Below are 22,489 nucleotides of genomic sequence, written 5' to 3' on the forward strand. Positions count from 1 at the left end.
GTCGGAATGAACAGCACTTTTATAGTGAACTTTGTTGGTACAGCAACCCCGTCAACGATTAAACAACTTGCTGCGATCACCCATGAGAATGATGGTAAGTGGCTAATTAGTAAGGTTAATTTTATCGAGGAACAAGTGGCTGCTGTGATTAAGGTTGAAGTCCCCACCGCAAAAGTCCAAACGGTGAAAGAGGCCTTTCATTCCTACCCCGATTTACTGGTGCAAATTGTCGACTGTGATACGACCCCACATCAATCAGACACGATTTATCAGATTCGGCTTGATGCTAATGACCGTTATGGAATTGTCAACGAGATCACTCATGTGCTGGATAACCAGGGCATTCATATTCTCGATATGGATTGCCAACGGGTATTTATCGCCGGAGGTGGCGGCGTCAGTTCAAGTTTGTTTACGGCTAATTTAGCCATTCGTCTGCCCGCGGAAATAGCAATACAAGACGTCGCTAAGGAACTCGAAGCTCTGAGCGAAGATACCCGGGTAATTATCGAGACATAAAACCGACCTCATTATAATTGCGCCCTATCAGGACGTTATAAAATGACAACAATATAGAATATATCGTTATTCAGGAGGTCGATGGCCTTTTTTTTATGAAGGAAATTCATACAAAAAATAACATGACGTACGGTTAGAATAATTCTCTTCTCGAATGCAAATAATTATTTTTTAGCAAATAAATAATGATGAAAATAACTGCCTGTGTTTTCTTGAAGCAGATAACAAACCACATTTTTTATATTGATTTTTTTTGAAATTAACTTGATGCTTAGAAGCAGAGTCCCAGCAGTAACAACGTACTCTGATACAACACTTATAATTCGAACAATATTCCTTCTGTACAAAGCCAAAACAAGCATGCTGTCAATCAACGTTGGGTAGGATAAAGATGTTTAAGCTTAAGAATATTAAAGTCAGCCACAAGCTGGCGATCATTATTGCTGTCGGGATCATTGGCTTCATCAGTTTACTGCTGATCGCATCGAACGCATTGCAAAATAATCTGCGTACTGAACGTGAAGCACGCCTCAATGCCGTTTTAAAAAGCACTCTCTCACAAGTTTCATTTCTTGAAAAAACACTTCCCAAAGATCAGGCTCAGGCTGAAGCGAAGAAACTGATTAACGCGTTACGATTTGACGGCGACAATTATGTGTTCGTTATTAATGAGTCACGCGAGGCGGTTGTTCATCCTTTGCACCCGGAACTGGTCGGTCAGCAGATGGGCAGCGACAGCGAACGTTTCTGGTTCGATATGGTTAACCTGGCCAGCAATGGTCAGCAAGGTATTCTCACTTACGACTGGCAGAACGATAAAGGTCAGCCTGCCGAAAAACTCTCTTCCGTACAAGGTTTTGCACCCTGGGGCTGGATCCTGGGCTCAGGCATGCTGGTCGATGATATTCAAACGGCGGTACAACAACAGTTTCTGAACATGGCGCTCGCCACTCTGGCAGTGATCGTGGTGATGTCGCTGTTCGGCTTTATCATCAGCCGGGCTATTGTGACGCCGCTCGAACGCATTAAAGATACCATGAAGCTTGTGGCACAGGGCGACCTGACGGCTGAAGTTCAGATAGAAGGTAAAGATGAAATCGGTGTTGTCGCCCGGCGTATCAATGAGAGCGTTAGCTCGATGCGCTCGGCGCTGCGCGAGTCCGTCCATTCAGCCGGTGAAGTCGCTGAGGCTGCGATACGAATAGCTTCTTCGGCCGAGGAGACCAGTCAGGCCGTGGTCGCACAACGGGATCAGTTAAACCAGTTAGCGACGGCAATGAACGAAATGAGTGCGACCGTGGCAGAAGTTGCCGGACACGCCGAAGAGACTGCGCGAGATACTCTCGATGCCAGCAGCGAAGCCGGTACCGGCAACAATGATGTCCACTCAAGTGTCGACAGCATTAAAACTTTATCGAACGAACTGGAAGTGGCTGCCGAACAGGTTAACAAACTGAAAGAAGGCGTGATGCAGATTAGTGAAGTGACGGCTGTTATCAGCGGCATTTCAGAACAAACCAATTTACTGGCACTCAATGCCGCGATTGAAGCTGCCCGCGCTGGCGAACAAGGTCGCGGCTTTGCCGTGGTAGCCGATGAAGTGCGTAACCTGGCAAGCCGCACCCACCACTCCACCGAAGAGATTCAGACGACTATTAATCGGCTGCAGCAACTTGCCGTGACGACCGCCAGCGCGATGCAGAAGAGCCAGGACCTGGCCTATAACAGTGTCGAACGCGCAGAAAATGCAGGCAGTGATTTGTCACAGATAGTGAGCCATATTCAGCACGTCAGTGACAAGGCAACGCAAATCGCAACGGCAGCCGAAGAACAAAGTGCCGTTGCAGAAGATATGAACCGTAACGTTAGCGGTATCAATGACGCCGCGCTGGAGATGTCGCAAGCCGCCAATTATCTGGCTGAAGAGAGCGAAAAGCTGGCCGACTTGTCACGCCAGTTAGATGGTAAGCTGACCCGCTTTAAACTTTGATAAGGGTTCCGGCCACCAGTTAACCACATAACCACATCGGCACGAATAAAAAATCCACCGTTAGCGGTGGATTTTTTTATGCTGTCAAAGCGGCAACGGTATTATTTTACTGACCATTGCGACAGAGAACGCTTAAAGTCTTCATAACCAAATTCGTTCAGCTTCTGAATGTCGCCATTAGTACGTTCGCAGTACACAGAAGGCATCTTCAGGCCATTAAACCAGTTCAGCTTCACCATGGTATAACCAGCGCTGTCGAGGATATGCAGTTTTTGACCGACTTTAAGTGGCTGCTCAAACTTCGCCACACAGAACTGGTCACCTGCCAGGCAAGAACAAGAACCGATCACGTATTCGTGTTCACCGTTGTCGCTTGCTTCCAGGACAGAGGCAGGCTCATTGTAGATAAGCGTATCCAGGCGATGCGCTTCGGTTGCAGAATCTACAATCGCGGTTTTCATGCCGTTCTCAACCAGGTCAACAACGGTGACCACCAGATCAGTGGTTTTGGTAATGATCGCTTCACCCGGTTCCAGGTACAGTTGCACCGCATGTTTTTCAGCAAAAGCTTTCAGCGCCAGACCCAGCTTATCGACATCATAGCCCGGCCAGGTAAAGAATACGCCACCGCCCAGACTCACCCAGTCCAGCTTATCCAGATGCGCGCCAAAGCGCTCAGAGATAGCATCCAGCAGGCTGATGAACGCATCGACATCTTTGTTCTCACAGTTCATATGGAACATGACACCATTGATACTCTCGAACACGGCCGGATCAATGTGGTCTGCCTGCACACCCAAGCGAGAGAAACGACGTGCCGGATTAGCGAGATCCTGGCCAGCGTAGCTTACACCTGGGTTAAGACGTAGACCCACAGAGGCTTTTCCTTCTACCAGGTGACGATAAGCTGCCAGCTGTGACTGGGAGTTAAAAATCATCTTATCGCAGATATCTGCGACTTCTTTTACGTCATCTTCACGATAGCCCACGCTGTAAGCGTGAGTTTCACCACCAAATTTTTCATAGCCCAGTTTAACTTCAAACGGGCCTGAACTTGTGGTGCCGTCCAGGTAAGGTTTGATGATGTCAAACACACCCCAGGTAGAAAAACATTTCAGAGCCAGAACTAGCTTAACACCTGACACTTCTTTCAGACGTTTGGCTATTTCCAGATTTTCGATCAATTTCCCTTCATCAATCATGAAGTATGGGGTTTTCAATTCGCTTTTTTGCATTGTCTCGCTTCCTGATTACTGCCTGCTGCAGGCATCATCATTTGAGTCTTTAAATGGAAAAAACAGCCATCACAAGTGACGGCTGTTTATTACATCTCAATCTAAGTTCATTTCAACTGACAAACCGCAAGTCAAAATTACTTTAGAATGTTGATAACTGGTTCGCTAGGTTGCAGCTCCTGAATTTCCCAGTCCAGGCCGATTGACGGCATGGTTTCCAGGAACGGATCTGGATTCAACTGCTCCATGTTGAACACGCCAGCTTCAGCCCATTCACCACGGAAGAATTGCAGAGCAGCCGTGATTGCCGGAACACCTGTCGTGTAAGCAATAGCCTGATGCTCAACATCCTGGTAAGCCACTTCATGATCCGCATTGTTGTAAATGAAGACACTACGCTGCTCACCATTCTTTTTGCCCTGAACCCAGGTACCGATACACGTGAGACCAGTATAGCCCGGCGCCAGAGACGTCGGATCCGGCAGCAGTGCTTTCAGCACGTGCAGCGGATGAACACTGGTACCATCGTGCAGAGTCACTGGTTCCGGGTTAAGTAAACCGATGTCACGCATGCAGTTGAAGTAGTTCAGGTAGCGGTCACCGAATCCCATCCAGAATTCAATGCGCTTAGCCGGGATATACTCTTTCAGCGAACGAACTTCATCGTGCGCCATTGAGTAAACCTTGAAAGGGCCACAGTTAGGAAAATCGAACTCCATCATACGAGTGTGACACGGTACTTGTTTCCACTCCCCCTCTTCCCAAAAGAAAGAGTCACCCTGAATTTCCAGCATGTTGGTTTCAGGATCAAAGTTAGTGGCGAACTTTTTACCGTGATCACCCGCATTGATGTCCATCACATCGATAGTATCAATTTCATCAAACAGATGTTTTGCCGCATAAGCGGCAAACACACTCACTACGCCCGGGTCAAAACCCGCGCCCAGTATGCCGGTGATCCCCGCTTGTTTAAACTTATCACGATACGCCCATTGCTGATCGTACGCTTCAGGTACTTGCTGACCTTCCGAGCACAGATCAACCGCAACAGAAGTGTCCATATAGGACACTTTTGCACGGTAACAGGCTTCCATGATTGGCACGTTAACCCATGGAGGACCGGCGTTAATCACCAGATCCGGTTTCACTTGTTCGATTAACGCAACCAAAGCGTCTACATCGTCAGCATTCACTGAACGAGCTTCTAGCTTCTTAGTAGAATCTTTCAGGTTTTGTTTGCCCTTGATCGATTCAATGATCTTCTCACACTTCGCGATAGAACGCGAAGCTATGGTAATATCACCCAGCACGTCGTTGTTCTGTGCCGCTTTATGTGCGACCACCCAGCCAACGCCGCCCGCCCCAATCTGTAGAATAGACATAGTATCCGTATACCTTTATTTCGCTAGCTCAATAGCCAGAGTTTCAATTTTAGCCAGTAAAGCTTCGAAATCCGAAGTCTTTAAGCATGGGTTCAAGATTGTGAATTTCAAGGCAGTTTTGCCATCCACAATGGTTTCGCCAAGTACAGCTACGCCACGTACCAGGGCTTCCAGACGAACAACTTTGTTCAGTTCATCCAGGTCAGACGCCTGATTGTTTACCGCGCGGAACAACACGGTAGACAAAGATGGTTCAGCCAGAAGCTCAAAAGCTTCATGCTGACGAACCAATTCGGCCACTTGTTGGGTTTGATCCAGCAAGTGATCGTACATTGCGCCCATTTGTTTAGGACCTACGTTTTGCATGGTCATAAACACTTTCAGGGCATCAAAGCGTTTTGTTGTTGAGATAGACTTATCAACCAGGTTTGGCAGCGTGTCATGCTCACGGTTCAGGTAATCTGCATGGTGTAGCAGGTACTTGAATTTGCTCTTATCTTTCAGCAGCAGCGCGCCACAGCTGATGGTTTGGAAGAACAGCTTGTGGAAGTCAACGCTCACTGATTGCGCGCGTTCAATACCACTCAGACGATCTTTATGGCTGCTCAGAATCAGAGCGCCACCGTATGCGCTGTCCACATGCATCCACATTTCGTGCTTGTCAGCAACGTCAGCGATCGTCACCAGATCATCGATAGCACCGTGGTCAGTAGTACCTGCAGTACCTACGATAGCAAATGGGATCAGGCCGTCTGCTTTCGCTTGTTCAACCACAGCTTCAAGCTTGGTCACATCCATGGTGCCGTTTGGCAGAGCATCGACAGCCAGGATCGCTTTCTCACCCAGTCCCATCCAAGAAGCAGACTTCTGAACAGTAAAGTGTGATTTCTTCGAACACACGATACGCAGTTTGTCAGCATAGTCCGGCAGACCCAGTTTCTGAATCGAGTGACCGCTCAGCTTGTCAGCAATCCAGTCACGCGCCAGCATCAGACCCATCTGGTTACTCTGAGTACCACCACTGGTGAAGATACCGTCCGCTTGCGCGCCCAGCTCATATTTTTCACACATCCAGTCAATCACTTTCTGCTCAACGAAGGTTGCTGCAGAAGACTGATCCCATGAATCCATTGATTGGTTCAGAGACGCGATGATGGCTTCAGCCACAACAGAAGGCATCAGCGGCGGCGTATGCAGGTGTGCAATACAATCCGGGTGCTGAACGATGATAGAGTTCTTAGCCACCAGTTCAGCGGTATCGGTAATCACCTCTTTCAGCGACGCATTCTTGTTATCCAGATCAACCGCGTAAATCGCTGCTTCCAGCGCTTTAGGATCAATACCAGAGTACGGTGCATCCACTTCTTCAAATACGGCTTTCATTGCAGCGGTCGTGTGGTTCATTACCTGAGCAAACTCCTGGCTGCCCATATGACCGGTATGAATGAAATGCTTTTTCCACTCTTGGTTTGCCTGCTCAGGGTCTTTTTGACCGCCGCCGGCAACCAGCATTGCTTCTTCCAGCACGCGCAGAGCAAAGTCAATCTGTTCAAATGAGATGACCAGCGGTGGAAGGAAACGGATAACCGAACCTTCACGGCCACCTTTTTCAACCATCAGGCCACGCTCCAGCGCTGCACGCTGAATGTCCAGAGTCAGTTGTGGTGCCGCTTTTGGCTCACCAAATTTGTTCAGCTCGCCGCTTGGATCTTTGATTTCCAGACCCAGCATCAAACCTTTACCACGCACTTCTGCAACGCAGTTTACGCGGCTTTGAATTTTTTCCAGACCCATACGCAGGTATTGGCCTTTGATATTCGCCTGTTCAACCAGGTTATCACGCTGAATGATTTCCAGTGCTTTCGCACCCGATACCATTGCCAGCTGGTTACCACGGAATGTACCGGTGTGCTCACCCGGTTTCCAGGTATCGTGTTGCTTGTTAATCACCAGCAGAGACATTGGCATACCACCACCGATCGCTTTAGACAGACACAGTACGTCAGGTACGATGCCCGCTTCTTCGAATGCGAAGTTGTAGCCAGATTTGCCCACACCACACTGGATTTCATCAAAAATCAGCAGGATGCCGTGCTCGTCACAGATACGACGCAGTTCACGCAGGAAAAATGCGGGTGCTGGAATGACACCACCTTCGCCCTGAACCGGTTCTACGAAGATCGCAGCCGGCTTCATGATGCCCGCTTCGTCGTCGTTCAGCAGACGCTCAATGTAACGGATGCTCGCTTTCGCACCTTCATCGCCACCCAGACCAAACGGACAACGTAGGTTGTATGGGAAAGGCATGAAGTGTACGTCTGACATCAGGCCAGTACGACGTGCTTTCGTATTCAGGTTACCCATCATACCCATGGTGCCATTCGTCATACCATGGTATGCACCACGGAACGCGAACAGGGTGTTACGACCTGTGGTTTGCTTAGCCAGTTTGATAGCAGCTTCTACCGCATCAGCACCCGATGGTCCACAGAACTGAATCACACAGTTGTTACCCAGTTCTTCTGGCAGGAATCCCTTCACCGCTTTGATGAAGTTGGTTTTTGCTTTAGTGGCAATATCCAGAGTCTGGTAAGGAAGACCTGAATCCAGTTGATCTTTCAGAGCCTGATTGATTTCTGGGTGGTTGTAACCAAGTGCCAGCGTACCTGCACCTGCAAGACAGTCCAAAAAGATCTGACCACGGGTATCTTCTACCAGACAGCCAAAAGCCTGCTTGATAGCAATCGGTAAACGGCGTGGGTATGAACGCACTGCGGACTCATGTTCTGCCTGTTCAAGAAGGACGTCATCCGGAGTTAGATCATAAGTACCGTCTAATACTGGTACTTGGTTGGAAAACATAGTTGCGATAGCGTTATCGACTTCAAAGGCTGTACTCATCTTCGTCCCCTTGAATGGTTAAAGTTCTGTCTATTTCTCGGGAAATGGTTGATAAGAGAAATGACAAATAGCAAAACGTCCCGACTGTGTCCGCAGACAAATTCGGAATTAACTTAAAGGTCATCAGCTTGATGACTAATCACTAAAAAACAGGAATCAAGGTTCGGTTATGCTACTGTCCTGGCGAACAGGGCACAGAGGAAGTACAAAGCTGATTAATGTGTGTAAGTTAAGTGAGTTCAATGTTGGGTTTCCCATTCACATGCTGTTCCCACAGCAAGAGTATCCCGTCTATCAGCAAAAGGGCTTGCTGATACCTACCCTACGTAATGTCCCAATCAGCCTGAATGGTCACTACGCGTATCCCCCAGAAGCACTGTCCGAGATTGTTGCGGAAATTACCATAAAATGACTTTCCGCTGCAATCACTTTTCAACGATAAATTACAACTAAGTCAACAGAAAATATAACAATTATCGAATATTCAGAAAGTTATAAAAGTAAGAAATGACACAACCTCCGTTGGTTAAACGGAGGCTATGTCAGGTCACTTAATTAAACGGTATCATTTTTGACTATTTGGTTAAGTATCGCGTTGGCGGTATCCGTATCCAGCGCACCTGTGATGTCGAAAATATCAACACCATTTTCAATGATGATGGTCTGTTCGCCACCATCATGGTCCACTCTCAGCGTGAGGTCTTCATCGCCGCTTTCCACTTCATCAATACTGATTTTTGCCAGCAGATCGTTGAAGGTTTCATCATCGCTCAGCACCGATGTCAGGTCTAAAGTATCGCTGCCTCGTTCGAAGTTTTTGACCACGTCAGTACTGTTGTCCAGGGCCGCATCCAGCCAGGTGAATACATCCGCCTGACCGCCGTAGCCAATGAGCAGATCATTGCCCATTTGCGCGTGGATGATAGGCTCACCGTCTTCTCCAATGACGACATCAAAAGATGGCGTGGTACTATCGGCATCCAGGGTGACCGTGGCCTGGTTACTGAGCTGGTCATCAGAATCGACCGCCATGTAATTAAAGCTGGTATCCTCGGTAACAACTTCAGAGCCAGACAGATAGGTCACAACATAATTGGAACCCGTCGTTGCATCGTTACTGGATGCAGAAAAGTCCATCTGGACAATTGGCTGACTTGACACATAACTATAATCAGCCTGATTCACATCATAATATTCGACGTGCGTCGATCCATCCAGAAAGGTAAAAGTTACGGTCGCAACGTGGTTATTATTCAGTCCGTCCACCGCGAAGCTGATCTTGTAGAACGGGTTGTCACTAAAATCCACGGTCAGGGTTTCGGTAGTATTGATACCACCCCCTCCTTCCACAGAGAAACCAGTCCCCTGAGTATTATGGTTAATCAGATCAACATCTGAAGCAACGGTCCGGTTTCCGTTGACCTTAGTTGCTGAGATTTCAACCTGATTACCATTCTCTAGCGTAAAGGTGTAGGTCCCATCGTTGTTATCAGTTAAAGAGCCATCTTCTGAAGAGCCAATCACCACTTCATCCCCGGAAGGAACGAAGCTGATGTAATGCGGATCGAGCAGGACTTTATCTCCTCCCTCCACATAGAGATCGGTGTTTGTCAGCTCACGGGTGACACCGAATTCATCGGTATAGAGCAAGGTTCCTGTCTCAGGCAATGATGTCAGCACAATCATGACCTGAATACCGGCAGCATCATCGTCTATATCCGAAATATGGTCTTGCTGTGGGTCATCCGAATCGAACACGATCGTGCTTTCAACGTTATCGCTGAGCAGAACGGTAAAGTTCTCCGCAATCGGGGCATCATCGATATTTAACTCGTTAAGTATCACCTCAATATCTGTCGACTTAACCATGCCCAAGCCTTCATCCTCTGTAGCTGTCACTACCAGGTTATGCGTATTCGTAGCCAACTCATAATTATTCGTAAACGCCGCGACCCCCTCTGAAGTTAAGCTAATTACACCGGTGACGGCATTGATGGCAAATAATGCCATGCCGTTAAAGTAGACATTTTGAGTGATGCTATAAGTCACTCTTTCCCCATCGGCGTCTGAAGCCGATACTCGACCTAGTTCACTGGTGATCACCCGACCTTCATAGTAGTCAAACACGTAGCGGTTTTCGTCCGGATCGTTGGGGTCAAATACCGGCGCGTTATCATCGAGATTGAGCTCGGTCAGCGCGACCGGAATATCGGTCGATTGCTGCTCGCCCAGCCCCACCACTTCGGTCGCGGTCACCATCAGCTTGTGCTCGTTCGGGTCGAGTTCAAAGTCGTTGGCAAACGCCGCCACGCCCGCGTCAGTCAGACGGATCTCTCCTGTGGTGGCATCGATGGTGAACAGCGCATTGTTGTCGCCGTCAAACACGTTCTGCTTGATGCTGTAGGTGACCTCTTCACCGTCCGCATCCGTGGCCTGCACCGTGCCCAGCACATCATTGACCGTGCTGTTCTCGTTATATTCAAACGCGTATTGCGCCCCGTCCGGATTATCCGGATCGTTGGGGTTAAATACCGGCGCATTGTCATCGAGATTGAGCTCGCTCAGCGCGACCGGAATATCGGTCGATTGCTGCTCGCCCAGTCCCGCCACTTCGGTCGCGGTCACCATCAGCTTGTGCTCGTTCGGGTCGAGTTCAAAGTCATTGGCAAACGCCGCCACGCCCGCGTCGGTCAGACGGATCGCCCCTGTGGTGGCATCAATGGTAAACAGCGCGTTATTGTCGCCGTCAAACACGTTCTGCTTGATGCTGTAGGTGACCTCTTCACCGTCCGCATCCGTGGCCTGCACCGTGCCCAGCACATCATTGACCGTGCTGTTTTCGTTATATTCAAACGCGTATTGCGCCCCGTCCGGATTATCCGGATCGTTGGGGTTAAATACCGGCGCGTTATCATCGAGATTGAGCTCGCTCAGCGCGACCGGAATATCAGTCGATTGCTGCTCGCCCAGCCCCGCCACTTCGGTCGCGGTCACCATCAGCTTGTGCTCGTTCGGGTCGAGTTCAAAGTCGTTGGCAAACGCCGCCACGCCCGCGTCGGTCAGACGGATCTCTCCGCTTTCTGCATCGATGGTAAACAGCGCGTTGTTGTCGCCGTCAAACACGTTCTGTTTGATGCTGTAGGTGACTTCTTCACCGTCCGCATCCGTGGCCTGCACCGTGCCCAGCACATCATTGACCGTGCTGTTTTCGTTATATTCAAACGCGTATTGCGCCCCGTCCGGGTTATCCGGATCGTTGGGGTTAAATACCGGCGCGTTATCATCGAGATTGAGCTCGCTCAGCGCGACCGGAATATCAGTCGATTGCTGCTCGCCCAGTCCCGCCACTTCGGTCGCGGTCACCATCAACTTGTGCTCGTTCGGGTCGAGTTCAAAGTCATTGGCAAACGCCGCCACGCCCGCGTCAGTCAGACGGATCGCCCCTGTGGTGGCATCAATGGTAAACAGCGCGTTGTTGTCGCCGTCAAACACGTTCTGTTTGATGCTGTAGGTGACCTCTTCACCGTCCGCATCCGTGGCCTGCACCGTGCCCAGCACATCATTAACCGTGCTGTTTTCGTTATATTCAAACGCGTATTGCGCCCCGTCCGGGTTATCCGGATCGTTTGGGTTAAATACCGGCGCATTGTCGTCAATATCACGTTCACTCAATATGACATCAACATCCGCCGACTGAGGCGTACCGTTACCGTCAACTTCCGTTACCGTCACCACTATGCCGTGCGTGTTAGCCGGGAGTTCGTAATCATTGGCAAGCGAAGCAACACCCGCAGCGGTCAAACTGATTTCACCAGTCTCGCTATTAATCTGGAATAGATCATTACCCTGCTCGTCCTGAACGTTATTCTTAATCGAAAAAGCCAGAACCTCATTATCGGGGTCAATAGCACTTACCTGGCCAATCGTCTGTCCTTCTGTCTGACCCTCATCATAACTAAATGAATAATCACCCGCGTCATTCACATCGACAAACACCGGCACATCATTAGTACCATTAATTGTCACAGTAACCGTGTGGGTGCTGCCATCCGTACCCACCACCTGAAACTGGTCAACAATCGAATCACCGGTGTTAAGTTCATCGAAGGCACTATTAGCAACGAACACCCAGTTGCCATCGGCATCAATCGAAAACTGACCATAATCTCCCGCCACATCCTGCTGCGCAATAAATGCCAGTCCATCGGCACCTTCTATCTGCAACACACCTTCCAGAGTCACCGGCTCATCCGTTTCATCCGCCTCAGCACTATCACTTCCACTCAACAGTAATGTCGTAACGGTATCTGCGACCAAATCGGTCAGCGCCAGACTTTGCGTTGCCGACAACCCCAGACCTTCCAGGCCGGAAGTATCAAAACTGGTGGACGCCAGCACTTCATCGCCGGTACGACTGATACTGGCAGAAGTCGTCAGACTGGAACCGTTAGTTCCGCCTGCTGCGGTCGCCAAATCAGGATTTTGCGTCGGGTCAGCTCCCAGTTCTAACTGTTGAATAATCTGGGCTATTTCTCCGTCCAGATTGGTGTTTGCAGTATTGGCAGGGCTCACCAACTCGGCAGTGACTTGTGGATTAGGACCTTCGCTGACCTGAACGACAACGTCGCCCGGTCTGAGGGGCATATTTGCAGCTTGTTCGCGGAACTGACCATTTCTATCAATGATCAGGGTAACGTTAGCCAGCATCGTAGAAGCGAGAGTACGTGTGTTCATGAGCATCATTCCTTGAAGTTTGAATAGGCTCGATATGCATGCAGATGCCTGGTCTGAAAAGACCCGACACCTAATCAACTATTCTCATAACACAAACGTAGTGACCTCACTAATGACAATCAACTCAATATTTAGAGTTTTAATCCTAATACTGACTAAGATATCAATATATATAGAAATTATTCATTAGCACTTTTTTGAACTAATCTCTCAACTTTCTAAATTATCAACTAAGCTTCCAGTAACCTCCGATTTGAGATAGCAATCGCTGTAAATTCGTGTCTGCAGTACGAATCAGAATGCCTCAACAAATCATTCAAATACTAATAGGAGCGACCCTGTGAAACGGACCATTCCCCTTTTGGCAGGATGTTTGTTGTCTATATCCTTGCAAGCTTCAGCTCAGACACTTGAGCAGGCTGTAGCGCTTGCGTTGGCAAATAATCCTGAAATAAAAGCCAGTTACAACCAATACGTCAGTAGTGTTAAAGAGAGTGATGCTGCCGCCGGAGCTTATCTCCCTACGCTGGACCTTGATGCAGGCATCGGGTACGAAGGTATCCGCCCTGCTTCATCCACCGGCAACGAAGACACAGACCTGACCCGCAAAGAAGCCAGTATTATTCTTAACCAATTGATTTGGGATGGTAATGCCACTCTGAACGATATGGACCGTACCGCCGCTGATGCAGAGTCCGAGCGGTTACAACTGCTTGATGACGCCTCTAATCTTGCGCTACAGGTGACTGATGTGTATCTCAATGCAGTTAAAGCAAAAGAAGTTTTGGCTCTGTCAGAAAGTAATTTGGCTGTGCATAAACGCATCTACCGGGATATCAAGCGACGCGTAGACTCCGGTATCGGCTCGACTGCGGACCTGACGCAGGTTGAAGCACGGATAGCCCGGGCACAGGGCAACTTATTAGCTGCCCAGAATAATCTGTTTGACACTCACACACAGTTTGAACGTCTGGTCGGTCAGGCTCCACTCGGCCTGATTTATCCCCGCGCAGACGCCGCTAAAATTCCGTTGTCGTTGACCGATGCTATGGCGCTTGCTCTGGACAACCATCCGGTCATCAAGGTCTCAGCCGCGGATGTCGACGCTGCCCGCTTCCAGTATAAGCAGTCGAAAAGCCCCTACTATCCGACCATCTATTTTGAAGCACGCCAGACTTGGCGTGATGATGCAGGTGGTGATCGCGGCGGAGCGAGCGAAACCATCGCGATGCTACGCTTAAACTACAACCTGTATAACGGGGGCAGCGACAGTGACCGCAGTGAAAGTGCTGCATATCAGCTCAATCGCTCAAAAGATTTACGCGATAACGCCTACCGTCAGGTGGAAGAAGGACTGCGACTATCCTGGAGCGCGCTCGACTTAACTCTGCAACAAAAGGACTTTCTGGCAGACCATGTCGATTCTGCATCGCAAACCGTGATTGCTTACGAGAAGCAGTATCAGATCGGCCAGCGAACCCTGCTTGACCTGCTAAACACAGAAAATGAACTGTTTGAAGCTCGCCGGGATTATCTGGATGCGCACTATGCCGAGCAATACGCAAAATATCGTGTTATGAATGCGGTTGGCGTATTGATTGACGCCCTGCTGGTCGATATTCCGCAGGAATGGACCAAGAAAGTGGAGTACTGATATGAAAATAACCATTCTCTCACTCTCTGTCATGATCAGCCTGGCAGCTTGTCCCAGCTTGGCTGGTGACGAATATGATTACATCAAAACGCCGCTGGCGAATCAGGTTGCCGATCTGCAAGATGACGATTGGGATGGCGTGATCAACGCACGTGATCTGTGTCCGGATACACCCAAAGGAGCACTGATCGATAATGATGGTTGCGGTGAAGTGATTCAGGATTCAGATAAGCGCCAGCTACATATTTTGTTTGCCCATGACTCCTATGAAATCAACCCGGTATTTTCCGATCAAATTCAGGAAATGGCGATGTTTCTGAAAAAATATCCCAGTGCTTCTATTGAGATTCAGGGCTATACCAGTAAAGTCGGCACAAATGATTATAACCTGGACTTATCGAAGCAACGCGCAGACGCGGTAGAACGCAAATTACTCTCTTACGGTATTGACGCTAAGCGCGTGAGGATTGTCGGCTATGGTGAAAGCCGCTTAGTCGACGATGGCGATTCCAATTCAGCGCATGCGGTAAACAGGCGCGTTACAGCAACCGTTGTGGGCTTAAAAGAAAAAGTAGTTGAAGAATGGACGATTTTTACCACCAAAAAGAAATAGCTGACCATCTTCATCTTGGGCCTTCGCCACCACGAAACGGGCGTCATAATGAAAGTCATGAACAGCAAAAGTGGTAAAGAACGAAGCCAGACACAACAAAAAAGGCCCTTCGGGGCCTTTCGTTTATATTTTTCGGACACTTGCCCTTATCAGGTTCTGTTGTCTACTTGAGCAGACGCCGCATTCTCAACCTTCTTCTTTGGCAGTGACAGACTCAGCAAGCCGTAACCAAGAATCGCTGCTGTGGTGGAACCCATCAAAATACCCAGTCGAGCATAGGTGTCGTAGTCTGCATTGGCGCTACCAAACGCCAGTGAGGAGATAAAGATCGACATGGTGAAACCAATACCACACAGCACAGATACTGCAAAGATGTGCTTAAGGTTAATACCTTCCGGCAATTTAGCCACACCCATTTTTACCGCTGCAACACTGAAGGTGAAAATCCCGAGAGGTTTACCCAGTAACAGGCCAAGCGCAACACCTAAAGGCAGGGTTGAAGCCAGACCAGCCAGAGAAACACCGGCCAGTGAAATACCTGCGTTAGCGAATGCAAACAGAGGCAAAATACCAAACGACACATAAGGATGCAGTGCATGTTCCATATGTTTCAGCGGAGAGTGCTCACCCTGTTTGCCCTTCAGAGGAATTGCAAAACCGATCACCACACCGGCCAGTGTCGCATGAACACCCGACTTCAGTACCGCAACCCACAAAATCAGGCCAACCACCATGTAAACACTGATTTTGGTAACGTGTTTAGCATTAAGCAGGAACAGCACACCCGTCATGATAAAGCCAATTGTCAGCGCTATGGTTGATAAATCGCTGGTATAGAAGAGCGCAATGATCACAACCACACCCAAGTCATCAATGATGGCCAGCGCCAACAGGAATACTTTCAGGCTCACCGGCACCCGATTTCCCAACAACGCCATGATACCCAAAGCAAACGCGATATCAGTTGCCGCCGGGATCGCCCACCCCTGAATAGCTTGAGGATCTCCCGAGTTAAACAGCACATAAATCAGTGCCGGCGCAAGCATACCACCTACAGCGGCGATAGCCGGAAAAATGGCCGTTTCACGCGACTTCAGTGCCCCTTCCAGCAGCTCACGTTTTACTTCCAGGCCAATTAACATGAAAAACACAGCCATCAGGCCATCGTTAATCCAGTGAGAAACAGACATACCAAACAGGTAGCTGTGCAGTGCACCCTGATAGAATTCATTGAGAGGTGAGTTTGCAATGGTCATGGCAACCACCGCAGCGATCACTAAGATGATCCCTCCGGCTGATTCCATTTTGAAAAAGTCACGAATTGTGTCAGTCATTAAATCGTCCTTGTCGTTATGTTAGTCAACGATAAACAAAAGAATAAATTGAGTGTATCCACTCACTTATCGCTTGAGAAATCGCTTGTAATGAACATAAACCTCGAAAATCCCGAACAGTTAAGCTTCATGTTACGTTTATTCCGTTTAAACAATCCCAAACTCTAAGTATAGGAAATCGAGTAAAGAAAACCGCTTTTGAGGGAAAATAACAAAACGGGAAGATCTAAGATGTTCCCGTTCCGACTCATAAGTATGAAGTGTTTGTCGTTTTTAACGTATTACAGAAAATGATAGTTTAGTAACCCGTCAGTTGCATAAAACCGTGAGCACGGTGTGTTCCGAACGAGTAAATCGGCCCCTGCCAGTATGGCAGAGCGAAGGGTAGCCACAAATGTTGGTTGAGTACACTGGTGGTAATATTGATATTCTGGCTTGGGATCGAAATATTCCACTGTAACGGGACTAATTTACCGTTCGCCAAAGACATCATGTGCAAAGGGGTGATCATCACATCAGATTCATTCAGTGTGATCACTCTACCATTGCGGGTCGACAAGGTTCCGAATACATAGGGTAACTGCAGATTGTGTCGGAATCGACTGACTGTCAGTGTGGTATCCTGATCGAGGTCAAGCACGAACCAGTCCCAGCCACGCTGACCTTCTGCCAGCAAACCGCTGCCCCACTCTTTGCTCATCCACGCCGTCCCTTCAACTGCAACCGGAGGCATATTATTGCTAAGTTTAAGCGAACCACGTACCTTGATAAACGGCGCCTGAATATTATATGACGCAACCGGCATCAGGTTATGCTTGGCCTGATAACCCTGCTCACCGGGAATCACATACTGTCCGGTTTGTTCCATCTTCAGCGACAACGCGAAAGAATCGGTATTAACGCTCAAACGCCCGGGGAACGGGTTCTCATCTTTAGCACTCCAGGACCAGTTATCAATCCACATCCGAAAAGGTTTTGCATTGAGCCCGGCGAGTCCGATACCACCGCGGGCCATACGTTGTTCACGCCAGACGTGATCACGGGTCGAGATCACCACATGTGAAAAATAGAGTTGGGAGTTATCCCAGCCCGGATGCTCCAGATCATCACGCGCGATACGGAAATAATTCCATTGCACACCATATTCGTTGCCGTGCGTATCTTTGACATTGGCAAAAAAGTGCCACCACTCATGTTGATAGTCCGGATGCATAGCGAAGTCTGCGGGTAAAACCACAGACTTACCCGGCAGTGCCGATTCAAATACTTTTTGCGATTGTGAGGCAAACAGAGAATCCAAATCGTTGTCATCGGGCTGGTATTGGGTCGGAGCGAAGATGGCATACAGTAATGAACCGATCAATGCGATAACCGCCAATACGGTCGTAACCACCAACAGCTTCACCAGTCTTTTATTCAGTACTGCCATTACAGCGCATCCCTTAATGATTTCATTGGCGAGCGACGAACCAATCGCATCACAGGTAGAGCCCCTGCAATAATCAGAGCCAGCATCGACAACATGGCGGTTTGCATATAAAGAGACGGAATCATTTGCAATGCCATTGTCCACCCGAACGATTGACGAATCACAACATCAATCATTAACTTAGCCAATACAATCCCCAACGGCAGCGCAATAATCAGAGAAATCGCGCCAAACACAAACAGCTGTAACGCCCCGACTGCGACCAGTTCTTTTCCAGACATGCCCAGACAACGCAGCAAAGCAATATGCCGCTGACGGGAGACTTCACCGGCAACGGTCGCAAAGAAAATACCACACACCGCAATTAACAAGGTGATGTTACCCAGGGTATCGGCAATAGCAAAAGTCCGGTCAAAGACCCGCATGGCTTTTTTATGCAGGCTATGGTTGTCGAACACCCGTTCCGAATCGAGCCTGAATACCGAATCAAGACGCTTTTTCAGCACGTTGACCTGAGTATCATCTTTCATCTTCACGGCCAGAGCGACATTCCCCGTACCAGCAAAAGCGTACAGCCAGTTGCGATGAGACATCAGCACCTGATTATAAGGGTTACCATAGTCATAATAGACGCCGACCACCAGCCAGCCCTGGCCCAATGGCATCGAGAGATCGATATAATCACCCGGTCGTATGCCCAGTTTAATCGCCATGGATTCGCTGACCATCACGCCACGCGAATGATGCAAATGATACCAGTAGTCAGGCACACCTAGCTTCACAGTCAGAGCATCCAGTTCCCCTTGCGAAGTACCGGTACTGACCACCTGCAAAGCACCATTATTGGTCGAGAAATCTTTCTCCCAGCGCCACCAGACATTATCGACGTCCGGTTGTTTCGACAGCCATTCACTCATCCGGGCAGCCGAACTCACGGTTGGATAGAGATATAAGTCAGCCGCCAGACGCTGTGACAGCCATTTTTCTGTCGTCTCACGGAAACTGCCGACCGTGGTTTCCACCCCGATATTGGCCGCCATAGCCAGCATAAATGCCATTGTCGCTACGCCACGATAACTCATACTCGCTGCTGCATCGGCAAAGAACCAGCGTACTTTTACCCAGCGCATGGTGTAAGAGAAACTCTTAAATACATTCCAGATTATGAATGGCGTCATCAGAGCCACACTGATCAGCAGTAACGCGATAATGGCAAAGCCGGACGACTGAGTTTTCGGCGCCTGATACACCGCCATTGCTGCCACAAACAGGCAGCTCGCAATCAAGGCTTGTAACGTGAATTCAGAACGGGCAAAACGCATCAGGGAAAGACGGGTTGTCAGTCGTATCGGCTGCGATTTTAGCAACCGGATCAATGGCCATGCACAAGAAGCAAACGCCCCGAAAATTGCCATAAATAAGCTGTATGAACTCCAGCTCCAATCCCAGTCTATCGCCAGCCCTACGTTGGCGTCATACAGATTAGCCAGGCTGGCCGATACCGCTGGCATTAACTTATTGGCCAGGATCAGGCCAAACACATTGCCGCACAGCCAGCTCAGAATAACCAGAACAAGCAACTCAAGTGATAACGCTTTCGCCAGTTGCCAGCCAGAGACCCCGGTTTGACGTAATATACCAACCAAAGGCTGACGCTGGATGAGCGACAGCGACATCGCCTGGTAGAAAATAAATAACCCTACCAAAAACGCCAGCATTCCCATCGCGGTCAGATTCATATGGAAAGCCTGAGTGAGAGATTCCAGCTCTGCGCGCGAACTGCGCACTAACGTCATTCCATTTGGCAGAGCTCTTTTCAGTTGTTGTAGCTTCTCCGGCGGCATATCCGTGCAGGCGATAACCGACAAGCCAGCGCTTGGTCTTAGCTCACGAACTAATGACAGGTCCGCAACAATCCGAGTGCCGTTAATCAAGTTGTGCGTATCAATCACCACAGGGCCGAGCTCAGTGCCATCGTCCAGAGTCACCGGATCGCCGGCGGACCAGCCTTGCAGCGCAGCAAAATCCTGACTCACCATCAAAGGGGACGGTTTTTGCATCAGCGCCAACATACTCATCTGATCTAATGTCAGACCATTCCCCAGCGGCAGCATGGCGACCGGATCAATACCGAGCAGAGTGAAATCAGCACCGGATTTGGTTGTCAGGCGGTAACTGTCAAACGGAGCACACTGGTTGAAACCCTCCCGACGCAACTGGACGTAGAAGCCCTGAGGAATTTTATTGGCGACGTGTTTGGTACGGATTCGATAAGGAAGAGGGTTAGAAAACAGCTTTTCGCCATGTTCGTAACTTTGACGAGCATGGTTGTTGATTGCGGTAACGCCAACTAACAGGGAAACACTGAGTGTCAGGCCGAGCCAGACGAGAAAAATTTGTAGCGGGTAACGACGGTAATGCCCGAGTAGTGCTTTAACTACGGGCCATAACATGTAACTGCCCTCCTTGCAGGCGGATACACCCTTCCATATGGCTCGCGACTTTTTCACTGTGGGTCACTAACAGCAGGGAACACTCGAATTGATGCGCCAGTGAGGTCAGCAAGCGCATTACCGCTTCAGCATTACGTTCATCCAGGCTTCCGGTCGGCTCATCGGCCAGCAATAATGTCGGTTCCATATACAAGGCGCGCGCAATCGCAGCACGCTGTTGCTGCCCACCGGAGACTTCTTCCGGATAACGACCAAGCAAAGGCATTAAATCCAGCGCCGATAAAATCTGGCGCAATAATCCCTGATCCTCTGGCAGCCCTTTAAGCTGACGACAAAAACGAATATTGTCGGCAACATTCAAGGTTGGTAACAGATTAAACTGCTGAAAAATATGACCAATATTATTACGGCGAAAGGCAGTGCGTTTATGCTCTGCATTCTTGTGCATGGCAAAATCAGGAAACCAGATTTCACCCGAATCGACGGTGTCGAGACCTGCAATCAGATTGAGCAGCGTACTCTTGCCCGAGCCGCTTTCGCCCATTAATGCCAACTGATCGCCCCGATTTAACGTCAACTCTGCCCCTTGTAATACAGGGTGAAACTCATCGCCATCCATAAATCCTTTGGACAGGTCTATCAGTTGTAACATTAAATCACTCACCGTCGATAAATTAAGGACTGAGAATCTACACTAATTCCCGCACTCTAGAAAGTATTTTGGACATGGGGTCACAAAATATACATCAAGATGCATTGGTAAGATGTCATATATCTAGTTTTCGATCAAATTGCGCATCCAGCGCTTGCTTTTTGTACGCCAAATAGAACCAAACCATTTCACCACTTCTTCGGTAAGAAACAGCAGATAAATCCATTCCGGCGCCACCTGTAAATAGATGGCTGCAAATGCCGCCAGAGGAATGCCAATCAACCACTGGGCGACGGTATCCTGGGCAAGACAGAATTTGACATCGCCGCCAGCTCGTAATACCCCGACAATCAGCATCATAGGCACAGAACGAAGAACTATTCCAAGGCTCAGAATCACGATGAATTTGTCCGCCAGATCGCGAGTCTGCTCAGTCAGTGCACTAAACGAATTCAGAATGGGGATCTGCACCAGATTGAGTAAAAATGCCACCACCACGGCGGCGACCACGTTCACTACCGCAATACCAATCGCCTGATAATAAACCGCGTCAAAGTTTCTGGCGCCAAGCTGGTTGCCGACTAACACCGCGGCCGCATTCGACATCCCAATCAAAAGACTGAGCGAGATTGACTCTACCGGCGTCATCACAGACAGTGCCGCTAAACCCTGAACACCGGTTTGCCCCATAATGGCATGATAGACAAACAGCCCACCCGCCCAGCCGAGAAAATTGACGGTGGTCGGCAAAGAGAGCTTAAGAAACCGGACAATCGTTTTCCACACCAGTACCGCGCGAATATCGCCAAGATGGAACGCCAACAAATGCTGCTTGGCATACAAATAACCAAACAGGCAGCCGACTTCGACCAATCCACTGATCACAGTCGCAATCGCCGCCCCCTGAATACCAAGGGCAGGAAATCCCCATTTACCGAATATCAGTAACCAGTTGAGGAAAACGTTCGCCAGGATCCCAACCCCGCTGAAAAAAGTGCTGATACCCGGTTTATGCATGGCTCGTAATCCGACTGCCATACTGCTGACGCATGCAACCGCCAGCATGCTGAAAGAAGTGATGATTAAGTACTGGGAGCCTAGCCCATTAACACGCTGTGACTCAGTGGCCAGTGCCATAATCTCACTGGGAAAAATCAGAAACAGTGCCACAGTGAACAGCGCAAAAAACATAGAAACCAGCCAGGTTAATGCGGTACTTTCGCGCACCCCGCGCTGATTACCGGCCCCCCAGTACTGTGCGGTCAGCAGAGCGCCACCGGTTGTCACGCCCACCAACATAATCGTGGTCACAAAGGTTGCACGCGCAGCGACGCCGACAGCGGCAATTTCAGCTTCGCCCAGTTGTCCCAGCATCAACACATCGACTAAGCCGCGACTGGAAAACATGATGCTTTGCAAACTGATCGGCAGCGCAATCGCAATCAGATGACGAAAGAAATCACCTTTGGTGTAATGTAAAACTTGAGATACAACAGACAACCGACCACCTCAGGACAAGAGTTTGATAGCAAGGCTAAAAATGAACCGTTATTATACGCTTATGCACCTAATCACACCACTCCATTGCAAGAG

General features: G+C 49.1%; 13 protein-coding genes. 4 read left to right on the top strand and 9 right to left on the bottom strand.

The annotated features are described in order from the left end of the window. Nucleotides 1-6 precede the first annotated feature (6 nt). Together J0X00_RS20220 and J0X00_RS20225 are read left to right on the top strand one after the other, a co-directional pair. Nucleotides 7-519: an ACT domain-containing protein gene (locus tag J0X00_RS20220; protein WP_136484817.1), complete on the top strand. Its 513-nt coding sequence runs from the start codon at nucleotides 7-9 to the stop codon at nucleotides 517-519. Nucleotides 520-910: 391 nt separating this feature from the next. Then, complete coding sequence (locus J0X00_RS20225) at nucleotides 911-2,509, top strand: methyl-accepting chemotaxis protein (RefSeq protein WP_282477596.1); 1,599 nt, start codon at nucleotides 911-913, stop codon at nucleotides 2,507-2,509. A 101-nt stretch (nucleotides 2,510-2,610) separates the two neighbouring features. Here the strand turns inward: J0X00_RS20225 and nspC are convergent, their stop codons facing one another. The 4 genes from nspC to J0X00_RS20245 all read right to left on the bottom strand — a co-directional run bounded on the left by nspC (nucleotide 2,611) and on the right by J0X00_RS20245 (nucleotide 12,761). Next, a complete protein-coding gene (gene nspC, locus J0X00_RS20230) occupies nucleotides 2,611-3,744 on the bottom strand; it encodes a carboxynorspermidine decarboxylase (protein WP_282477597.1) in 1,134 nt (377 codons plus the stop codon). Nucleotides 3,745-3,881: 137 nt separating this feature from the next. Beyond that, nucleotides 3,882-5,126 carry a carboxynorspermidine synthase gene (locus tag J0X00_RS20235; RefSeq protein ID WP_136484811.1) on the bottom strand — a complete coding sequence of 415 codons (1,245 nt, stop codon included), beginning with the start codon at nucleotides 5,124-5,126 and terminating at the stop codon, nucleotides 3,882-3,884. 15 nt (nucleotides 5,127-5,141) lie between these two features. Beyond that, nucleotides 5,142-8,027 (bottom strand): pyridoxal phosphate-dependent class III aminotransferase, encoded by a 2,886-nt coding sequence (locus J0X00_RS20240; protein ID WP_136484809.1) that lies wholly within the window; start codon nucleotides 8,025-8,027, stop codon nucleotides 5,142-5,144. Nucleotides 8,028-8,582: 555 nt separating this feature from the next. Next, nucleotides 8,583-12,761: a VCBS domain-containing protein gene (locus J0X00_RS20245; protein WP_282477598.1), complete on the bottom strand. Its 4,179-nt coding sequence runs from the start codon at nucleotides 12,759-12,761 to the stop codon at nucleotides 8,583-8,585. A 376-nt stretch (nucleotides 12,762-13,137) separates the two neighbouring features. On the opposite strand from J0X00_RS20245, the gene J0X00_RS20250 reads away from it, so the two are divergent. Then, nucleotides 13,138-14,415, top strand: a complete 1,278-nt coding sequence (locus J0X00_RS20250) for a TolC family outer membrane protein (protein ID WP_136484805.1) — start codon at nucleotides 13,138-13,140, stop codon at nucleotides 14,413-14,415. 1 nt (nucleotide 14,416) lies between these two features. Beyond that, nucleotides 14,417-15,028, top strand: coding sequence for an OmpA family protein (locus tag J0X00_RS20255; protein WP_282477599.1), 612 nt, complete (start codon nucleotides 14,417-14,419; stop codon nucleotides 15,026-15,028). A gap of 149 nt (nucleotides 15,029-15,177) precedes the next feature. Here the strand turns inward: J0X00_RS20255 and nhaA are convergent, their stop codons facing one another. The 5 genes from nhaA to J0X00_RS20280 all read right to left on the bottom strand — a co-directional run bounded on the left by nhaA (nucleotide 15,178) and on the right by J0X00_RS20280 (nucleotide 22,396). After that, a complete protein-coding gene (gene nhaA, locus J0X00_RS20260) occupies nucleotides 15,178-16,362 on the bottom strand; it encodes a Na+/H+ antiporter NhaA (RefSeq protein WP_136484802.1) in 1,185 nt (394 codons plus the stop codon). Nucleotides 16,363-16,660: 298 nt separating this feature from the next. Then, on the bottom strand, nucleotides 16,661-17,791 hold the full coding sequence (locus J0X00_RS20265) for a lipocalin-like domain-containing protein (RefSeq protein ID WP_136484800.1): 1,131 nt from the start codon (nucleotides 17,789-17,791) through the stop codon (nucleotides 16,661-16,663). After that, nucleotides 17,791-20,244: an ABC transporter permease gene (locus J0X00_RS20270; protein ID WP_282477600.1), complete on the bottom strand. Its 2,454-nt coding sequence runs from the start codon at nucleotides 20,242-20,244 to the stop codon at nucleotides 17,791-17,793. The genes J0X00_RS20265 and J0X00_RS20270 overlap by 1 nt, the downstream gene beginning before the upstream one ends. Next, nucleotides 20,225-20,896 carry an ABC transporter ATP-binding protein gene (locus tag J0X00_RS20275; RefSeq protein WP_282477601.1) on the bottom strand — a complete coding sequence of 224 codons (672 nt, stop codon included), beginning with the start codon at nucleotides 20,894-20,896 and terminating at the stop codon, nucleotides 20,225-20,227. Before J0X00_RS20275 ends, J0X00_RS20270 begins: the two co-directional genes overlap by 20 nt. A gap of 123 nt (nucleotides 20,897-21,019) precedes the next feature. Beyond that, nucleotides 21,020-22,396, bottom strand: a complete 1,377-nt coding sequence (locus tag J0X00_RS20280) for an MATE family efflux transporter (RefSeq protein ID WP_282477602.1) — start codon at nucleotides 22,394-22,396, stop codon at nucleotides 21,020-21,022. Nucleotides 22,397-22,489 lie beyond the last annotated feature (93 nt).

Source organism: Vibrio sp. ABG19, assembly GCF_029962385.1.
Lineage (GTDB): Bacteria > Pseudomonadota > Gammaproteobacteria > Enterobacterales > Vibrionaceae > Vibrio > Vibrio ostreae.